Origin of the sequence: Actibacterium ureilyticum, from assembly GCF_002285435.1 — a bacterium.
Lineage (GTDB): Bacteria > Pseudomonadota > Alphaproteobacteria > Rhodobacterales > Rhodobacteraceae > Actibacterium_C > Actibacterium_C ureilyticum.
The window spans coordinates 1-8,236 of record NZ_NSBT01000009.1; the positions used below are offsets into that span (position 1 = coordinate 1).

General features: G+C 53.4%; 6 protein-coding genes and 1 pseudogene. 4 read left to right on the forward strand and 3 right to left on the reverse strand.

From position 1 onward, the window contains the following. Window positions 1–105 precede the first annotated feature (105 nt). Window positions 106–738 (forward strand): tyrosine-type recombinase/integrase, encoded by a 633-nt coding sequence (locus tag CLM60_RS01820; RefSeq protein ID WP_093037018.1) that lies wholly within the window; start codon window positions 106–108, stop codon window positions 736–738. Window positions 739–973: 235 nt separating this feature from the next. Here CLM60_RS01820 and CLM60_RS01825 read toward each other — a convergent pair whose 3' ends face one another. Further along, window positions 974–1,597 carry an imm11 family protein gene (locus tag CLM60_RS01825; protein ID WP_095587526.1) on the reverse strand — a complete coding sequence of 208 codons (624 nt, stop codon included), beginning with the start codon at window positions 1,595–1,597 and terminating at the stop codon, window positions 974–976. Window positions 1,598–1,704: 107 nt separating this feature from the next. On the opposite strand from CLM60_RS01825, the gene CLM60_RS01830 reads away from it, so the two are divergent. Beyond that, a complete protein-coding gene (locus CLM60_RS01830; protein WP_095587527.1) occupies window positions 1,705–2,334 on the forward strand; it encodes a hypothetical protein in 630 nt (209 codons plus the stop codon). A gap of 189 nt (window positions 2,335–2,523) precedes the next feature. Further along, window positions 2,524–2,859 (forward strand): annotated as a pseudogene (locus tag CLM60_RS01835) (transposase); the annotation flags it as partial. A 352-nt stretch (window positions 2,860–3,211) separates the two neighbouring features. Here the strand turns inward: CLM60_RS01835 and CLM60_RS01845 are convergent. Then, window positions 3,212–6,322 carry a metallophosphoesterase gene (locus CLM60_RS01845; protein ID WP_095587529.1) on the reverse strand — a complete coding sequence of 1,037 codons (3,111 nt, stop codon included), beginning with the start codon at window positions 6,320–6,322 and terminating at the stop codon, window positions 3,212–3,214. 268 nt (window positions 6,323–6,590) lie between these two features. Next, window positions 6,591–6,995 (reverse strand): hypothetical protein, encoded by a 405-nt coding sequence (locus CLM60_RS01850; RefSeq protein WP_095587530.1) that lies wholly within the window; start codon window positions 6,993–6,995, stop codon window positions 6,591–6,593. Window positions 6,996–7,077: 82 nt separating this feature from the next. Here CLM60_RS01850 and CLM60_RS01855 point away from each other — a divergent pair. Then, window positions 7,078–8,177 (forward strand): IS3 family transposase gene (locus CLM60_RS01855; protein WP_095587531.1). Its coding sequence is split into 2 segments (ribosomal slippage): window positions 7,078–7,339 and window positions 7,339–8,177, totalling 1,101 coding nucleotides; the frame shifts between segments, so codons are not numbered across the junction. Window positions 8,178–8,236 lie beyond the last annotated feature (59 nt).

An 8,236-nucleotide genomic window follows, 5' to 3' on the forward strand; every position in this document is an offset into this window, starting at 1 on the left:
GGGCTCCAAGCCGACCTCGGATGCGACGCAGCATCCTGTGATATGGTGGCATCGTCAACGTCGGGTTGTCGTTGTGGGAGGGCATGGCGGATCGGAGGATCAGTCATGGAAACACCAAACTTACCGGCCATTCGTGCGCTTCGCCCCGCATGGAACAAGGGTCGCATCGTTGGTCAGAAGCGGCCTTTGAAACCCAAACACGTTTGGGCAATCCGCGTTCGACTTGAACTGGCCGAGAACCATCGCGACCTTGCGCTGTTCAATATGGCCATCGACAGCAAACTGCGCGGCTGCGACCTGGTGAAGATGAAAGTCGTCGACGTCATGGCGTCTGGTCAGATCAAAGAACGGGCATCGGTCCTTCAAAGCAAAACCCAGAAACCTGTGCGATTTGAGATATCCGAGGGCACACGCGCCTCTGTCGAAAAGTGGATGGAAGATGAGCTCATGGTCGGCTCGGAGTACCTTTGGCCGGGTCGGTTCCATGAACGTCTGCACATCTCGACACGCCAGTACGCCCGGATCGTCCGAGATTGGGTCACGTCGATCGGTCTGGAGGCCAGCGCATACGGAACGCATTCGATGAGGCGAACAAAGGTGACCCAGATCTACAAGAAGACGGGCAACCTGAGGGCGGTCCAGCTGCTACTTGGGCACACCAAAATGGACAGCACCGTCCGGTATCTCGGCGTGGAACTGGAAGATGCCCTTGCGATTGCAGAGGCCATTGAAATCTAGCAACTTGGGCCGTCTTCGCGGGCGGCCCAAACCAGCCATTCATCGAGTCTCGCGACGCCGCATTGCAGCTTCACCGAACCGGACTTTCCCTGCGAGAGCAAAACTCGCCAGTGGTCGAACTCACAATCTGCGGGACAAAGTGAGCTTTCGCTGCGGTCGTGACAGACCTCCGGTTCGGAAACGGGAACATCGCGGTAAGGCAGTGCAATTCATCGTACCCAAACCCCTTTAAACTCTAAACAACCTCGACCGGCAGATCCGGTGCAAAACCGCTCACCTCAGCATCAAGAAACGCCTGCGCCAGCGCATCCGTCATGAACCGCTTGTAGTGATATTGTGGGTCCGACCAGATATGGGCGTTGCCGATCCGTTCCTTGCTGAACACCATCTTGCGGTCTGGGCATTTCCGTGGATTGTCCCCAGCCCAACGCTCATTCGGCCCTGAATACGGTGGATAGACCAGGTCAGGATGCAGGGCCTTGATCGCATTCTGCACGATCCAGACGTAATGGCCGTGATCCTCTTCCCCGTTCTTCCAGACGAAGGTGACGGGGTAAAACGCGTGACCCCCCGGTTCGAACTCTTCGACGATGCGCTTGACCTTCTCCGAGCAGAGCGTGCCGATGAGGTCGTGATAGAGATCGCCCATTTTCTTGCGCCGGCCCTTGGGGCGCAAGCGCGTGGGCAGATAGGTCGGGTCGATCGGACGCCCGCAAACCCGCGACAATCTTTGTTCAGGCGGAGATTTCCCCACATCCACGCTTTGATCGGGGTTGGTGACCTTTTTTAGATCACCGTCGAGACAATCGAAATAGTCCGTATAATAACCAATCGTCTTCGTATTGAACCGATATGCCATTCAATGCCGTCCCTGTTTCTGTGATGCGCCCTGCATGCGATCATAGGGTGCTTGGTGGATTAGGAAACGTTGGTAAAGATGGGCGTGAGCAAATCAGGAGAGAACACATGAGCGAACAGATCTGGATGTCGACAGGGATGCGGGGTGGTTCATCCTTCGAGCATGGCTTCTTTCCTGACTTTGGTCCGGAGCTCGAGGATCAAGCCGAAGTCGACAAAACCTATGAAATAACGCGCCGCGTGGGCGCGGGTGAAGTCGTTCCCAAAGACGAGATGCCAACGAAGTTCTATCATTCTAGGAATGAGCACTTCGATGAGAAGCTTCCGGGCTTTTTCGGACCGGTGAATTTCCTCTTCACCCCGAAGATCATCGAGACTTTCAACCGCTACGATATGGGGAATGGGTATTTCCTGCCCGTTCAGCTTTACCAGTTCGATCGCACGACGCCGATTGAGCAAGAGGCCAGCATTCTTTGCATCGGCAACGCCAAGGATACGGTACGGCGGGATGAAACACCGCGTATGCGACCTTATTACGATGATGTTTTCAGCCTGTCCGGCGTTGCGCGAGAGGAAGAAGATTTTGTTCGAACAAAGGCCAGTGCCCTACAGGGGGCCGATATCTGGGCGGACCCACATATCGATGACGCCTGGTTCATGAGTGAAGGCCTTGCGAAAGCGCTGATCAAAGCGGGCTTGAAGAACACGCTGAACATTGTTCGGACCAAGACCACCTGAATTTCAAACGCTTATTTTGCTCACAGTTTAATGCAGATGACCGAAATCATGACAATCCGCGCTTGTGATACACTTTCGCCCCCAGCCGGACTCACCCCTTCAACTGAAAGCTGACATTCATGCTCACCGCAGCATCAATCAATTTGGGCTCGTTGCTGCCATCGGAGCCCTTGCAGCATCGGCGATATTGTCGCCACCATTGGCGATGCCCGCCAGTTCAAGACAGGGCGCGATCTGGCAGCCTGGTTGGGTCTGACGCCTCTGAACAAATCCAGCGGTGGCAGAGAGCGCTTGGGACGGATAACCAAGAAGGGTGACCGTTATATCCGAAAGCTGCTGATCGTCGGGATGACATCGCGAGCGTTGATGGCGAAGAATAAACCCTAGAAGGCGGACACGTGGACTGCCAAGCTGCTCGCCGAGAAACCGTTCCGGCTCGCAACCGTCGCCATGGCCAACAAATCCGCTCGGATCATCTGGGCACTGCTGACGAAACGAGAGGAATACCGGCAGCCGATCGTCTGATCCTGCCGCGAGATGCAAGACACTTGATGTGATGATGCGAAACGAAGTCAACCAAAAGCCAGGACACTCCGATGAATGTCGCGGCCCTTGAGGTCGTTTAGCCGATTGGAACCTTGCTTGCGGAACTCATCAGGGCCAGCGGCAACCGCCGCGCGAACAGGCCGGACACGCGACTGTACTGACAGACCGTCGCAATCACAAAAAACTCTTGCAATGCAGGAGCCATCCACACAGGACCTTCACCCCAACTTCGAGCGCTGCGTTGCAGCTTCTCCACACCGGTCATTCGCTGCGGGCGCTCGCTTTCAATCGCGTCTGAGTTGCGCATTCTTCACTTGACTAGGCTACACCTTCAACGAATTTCCTTGTGCTGGCTATTTGCTTTCTCTTTCATGTCTTGAATCATCCTCGCCCTTTTCAACTTGTCGAAGTTGATATTGCCCACAGAACTGCCAATCCGCGACAACTGGTCAACTACCGCTTCGATATGCTCTCTCTGGGCCTTGTTTCGTCCCGAAGCTAGATATCTTCCTCGAAGCGTCCTTAGAGACGCAGTTGCCAGGTTGATGTCCTTCTCATTTCTTAGGCTACTGAGATACGCTTCCCGATTTTCACCGCTAGGAAGGCCAAGAAGCGCATCACGAGCGAAGAGAGCACTCATTGGCTGCAATTCAGGCAACACTTTGCGGAGTGCGGTGGCCAATTGAGGGTTTTTTAGCGCTTCGGCAAGAACTCGCGACATACTATTTGGCGCATTGTACTTGAACTCACGCGCAGATCGGTCCGAATCGATCAATGCAGTGGCATTAATAATTCTAATGCCTCCTATCATTACAACTGGATTGGAAGTAATCTCGTCTCGATAGGCACAGAGGAAGCCCACCCAAGTCTCCGCAGACTCAAATAGCTTAGATAGATGCCTGAGTTTCTCGGCTGCAGGAACTTGAAGGGCGTTTTTTAAAAGGGCAGCATAGAGCCTTAGCGCGACTAGCAGTTTTGCCTCTGCTTCCATCACAGCCATTCGTTTAGTAACGCCACGACGCCGAACTATCTCCGAAAGTTGGGAATTATCGAACCTATCAGCCTGTTCAGGAGTTGCGCCCGCCCGACCCAAGTTGTCAGCAGCGTTTTCAAATGCCTCCGTTTGGCTCGAGGTGCCATCCTGTTCAATGCAGGTTGTTCGCCACTCTGCGGCAAGGTCAACGCCTGCGTCTGAGTAGTTTTCAGTGAGGATAGCTTGTAAGCAATCAAGCGCGGCATGGATCGAGTCAAGAACGCCTCGTGTCTCTGTGCCCTCTAGGTCACCATAGAAAGCAACTTCCTTGTGATACTTGAAGAGCGATTCTCCTGTGGTCAGTTCTTCCGAGAACTTCGGGTCAGCTTTCATCTGGCGAGCAACAAAGAATGAAAAAAGGTAATCTCCCCTGAATGTCACCTGACCCCTAAAAATGGTCAAAATTCCCTTCTCAATGAACTCATCAAGAAGGTGATTTGGAAGATCAATTAGATAAGCTCTTTGGTAGTCGTCGCATAGTTCGCTCCAAGCTTCCTCAGCTATGCCTTGGACATCTTCTTCAAGCATTCGCCGAGCAGCGAAACTTAGAAGGTCAATCTTGTCACTCGAAGCAAAAGTTCCTTCGCGCACATCCTCTAGGTCAAAGCGACCCAATAGGCACTCGACGTATCGTTCGAGAAGGCGAGCTCTGTTGATCGGCTTAAACTCTGGATCTTGATTCAGCGTTTCGACCACAACTGCCACGCTGCTCGCATAAACTGGCTCATCCATTTGCCTAAAGGATTCGACTACTTGTGACACGACAGAATCTATAGGATAGCCGCTGTGTTCGGAGGAACGAAGAGACACCATCTCGCGAATGTCTGCTACATCCATCTGAGCAAACTCGTAGACCTCGTCTGTCTCCGAATTTAGATTTGGAATGGCGCTACCGACTGACGGTGCCCCACGCTGCTCAGTAGTGAGAAAATATATGAAGCGAACCTTTGGAAAGAACTTACCAGCAACTTCGCGAAATAGGTTGAACTGCTCGACGTTTGCCAAAGAAAGGCCATCCACTATGACGCAGACGCCACCCAAGTTCACCAATGCCTCAACTTCAGCATGGCTGTAGCCAACAAGGCATGTGCGACCTATCTCTCTGAGGATCGAAGCCTTGTTTATCTTTTGCTCTTTAGCATCGAAGAATGCAGGAATTTTCCTGAGGCTATTGAAGCCATCAGCAATCTCTTTGAAGGTCAAGAAAGCTGCAGTGGTCAAGCCCGAATCTAGCGGTGCAATATAGTACTGATCTCGAAAAGACGATTTGGCCAACTGTGTCACCGGCAAAGCTGGTTCCAGCCAAGTATCGTCCTGATCCGCCGACACTTTCCGTGCCTTGGGGCTTACGAAATTGGAGGTAGTCTTGGATTTTGCACGAATATTTGCCCTGTACCACGCAGTATAGTCAAAGGTTTCCGATTCGTTAAATCTCATTATGAGTGTCTCGCCGGAAGGCTTCATGCTATAGAAGATTTCGTCTTCCTCTCTTGGCCTTAGTATTCCCTTAGGGGCGAAATCCTCTCCAAGGATAAATTTGCGGCGGGTCTCAGAATAGGCGCGGTACTCTACTTCAAATTTTTTGTGCTCCAAATTGGCTTGGATAATGGTGTACCCATTGCTGCCCTTCGACCAGCCCGACCGTAAAGGTGGCGATTGCATAAAGATGCATCCGGCACCAATCTGCGTCAGATTTGTCAAATCCGTCGCATGAACATGGCCATAAAGAACTATATCAAATCGGTTCATGAGTAGTTTGGATACTGCGTCTCTCGTTGTTTCCTCAAGCCAGTCAACGGGATGGTGCAAGAGAGCAACCTTCGTAGTTTCGGAAGGCAGCTTTTCGGAGAGCTTATCCAGAACATAGGGTTCTAACCTTAATTTTCCCCTGTCAGTTTCCCCAGCAGGTCTCTCGCGCGATAACCAAGTCGTATTCATTCCGACAAACGATAAGCCCCCGCGCGTTCGAGAGTAGCCGTAGTAAGTATGATGGTCATATGGCCCGAGAACTTCTTCAATCGCTCGATAATGTTCAAGAGGGTCCCCTACCTCATCAAAGTTTGGTTGGACCATCTCGCGGGACCTTTGAAAGAGGTAAGAGCTAGTCCGATCCGCCAGATGTCTTTCAATGAATTCATGGTTCGCAACTGAGCGTTGAACGTCGTGGTTTCCGGGAATGACCAAGACTTCATGACCCATTTCTGAAAGCGGAGCGATGAGTATGTCGAAAAGCACATCGTAGTCTTCGTTCCGATCACCAGCCTGCACTAGGTCGCCCGTGAAAGCGGTGAAGACCCCTCCTTCAGCTTCCAGCCGCTGGAGATCCGTTTTCAGATACTCAATACGCTTCCTATTTTCAGCGTCGTTTTTGAAATGGAGATCACTTAGGTGGACGATCTTCGCGTGCATTTCTATCCTTACTTTAGTTGAGTACCTGCCCGTTTTTTCACTCTAAACAGGCAAACTCTATCCGGCAATGCAGGTGCAGCGACAAGGACTGGCCAAACAAAACCTGTTATCCGTCCGCTCAAGCCTCCAGATTGTCTGCTTGGCCTCAAAGTGAGTTGTACTAGAGCAGGTGCGAACCCGTCGACCAATGCCTCCGCGCCAAGGTCCGCACTTGCTTTGACAACGACTGGCTCTTTGCACTCGCAGCGAACTTCCGCTCTCCGCCCACTTACACCGTCGCCCAATCTAACTCCTTCGGGATTTCGAACTTCATGAACGACACGCGTTCCAGGAGATGCTCTCGCAGGTAGTAGCGCCCAACGCCCTTTGGCACAGGAACGGACTCGATACCGGATTTCTCGAGGGCGTGCATCATGAACATGAAGTTCTGGCCGATCCCTTTGGCGAGCCGTCCGACGGTCGTGTGGTCGACAAGAAAGCGGTTCAGGCTGGACTCGGAGACTGCCGGGAAGTCATAGCCTTTCAGGGAGTGTCCGCGCTTGATGAGTTCGAGGTCGCCAGTGTTGACGAGATAATCGATGGTGCGAAGGCTGGTGGCCAGGTAGGCGGCCGCTCTGAGCTTGGGGCGTGCTGGCGTCATTGCACCGAGGATCGCATCCCGCAGGTCGTCCAACTCTACGGTTATCCGGTGACCTGAGACCCGTTTTCTCCTCCAGTTTGAGGTAGAGTTCGCCCCAACAAAGGAGACGAACAGAATGAAGAGATCACGGTTTAACGAAGAGCAGATCATCGCGATCCTGAAGCAGCAGGAGGGCGGCGTTTCGACGGCTGATGTATGCCGCGAGCATGGGATCAGCTCGGCCACGTTCTACAAATGGAAGGCGAAGTTCAGCGGCCTCGAAGTGTCGGACGCCAAGAGGCTGAAGTCGCTGGAGGACGAGAACTCGAAGCTGAAGAAGCTGTTGGCCGAGCAGATGCTGGACAACGCGATGTTGAAGGATGTCGCCTCGCGAAAGTGGTGACGCCCGGCGCGAAGCGGGATGCTGTGGCGCACTTGTGCAAAGAGCACGAGGTAAGCCAGCGGCGGGCGTGTTCTGTTCTTGGCGTTGATCGGTCGAGTGTGCGGTATCAAAGCGTGCGCCCGGACGACGCGGGTCTGCGCAAGGCAATGAAGGCAGTGGCTGCTGAGCGTCGCCGGTTCGGATATCGCCATGTCCATGTCATGCTCGAGCGTCAAGGATGGCAGGTGAACCAAAAGAAGCTGAGGCGGCTATATCGTGAAGAGAAGCTGCAAGTCCGCAAGCGAGGTGGTCGAAAGCGTGCTCTCGGAACGCGAAGGCCAATGCTGATGCCGGAACGCCCCAATGAACGCTGGAGCTTGGACTTCATGTCTGACGCCTTCACAGATGGGCGACGGTTCCGGGTGCTCGCCATCGTAGACGACTTCAGCCGCGAATGCTTGGCGCTCGTCGCCGATACGTCGCTCTCCGGTCTGCGTGTCACGCGTGAACTGACGGCGATCATGGCGCGGCGTGGACGTCCCAGAACGATTGTCAGCGACAACGGGACGGAACTGACCAGTATGGCGGTGCTCAGATGGTGCCAGGAGACACGGATCGACTGGCATTATATCGCACCGGGAAAGCCTATGCAGAACGCATTCGTGGAAAGTTTCAACGGCAGCTTCCGCGACGAACTCTTGAATGAAACCCTATTCTCATCGCTCGCCGAAGCCCGAGAGAAGATCACAGCATGGAAGGACGACTATAACCGACACAGACCCCACTCATCGCTCGGCAATCTCACGCCGCGGGAATTTGCGTTGAAATCGAGACTGGAAACCAAGGCTGCATAAGGCCAGAAATCAACCGACGGATTCTCCCAAACGCTGGAGGGAAGTCGGGTCTCAGGTCA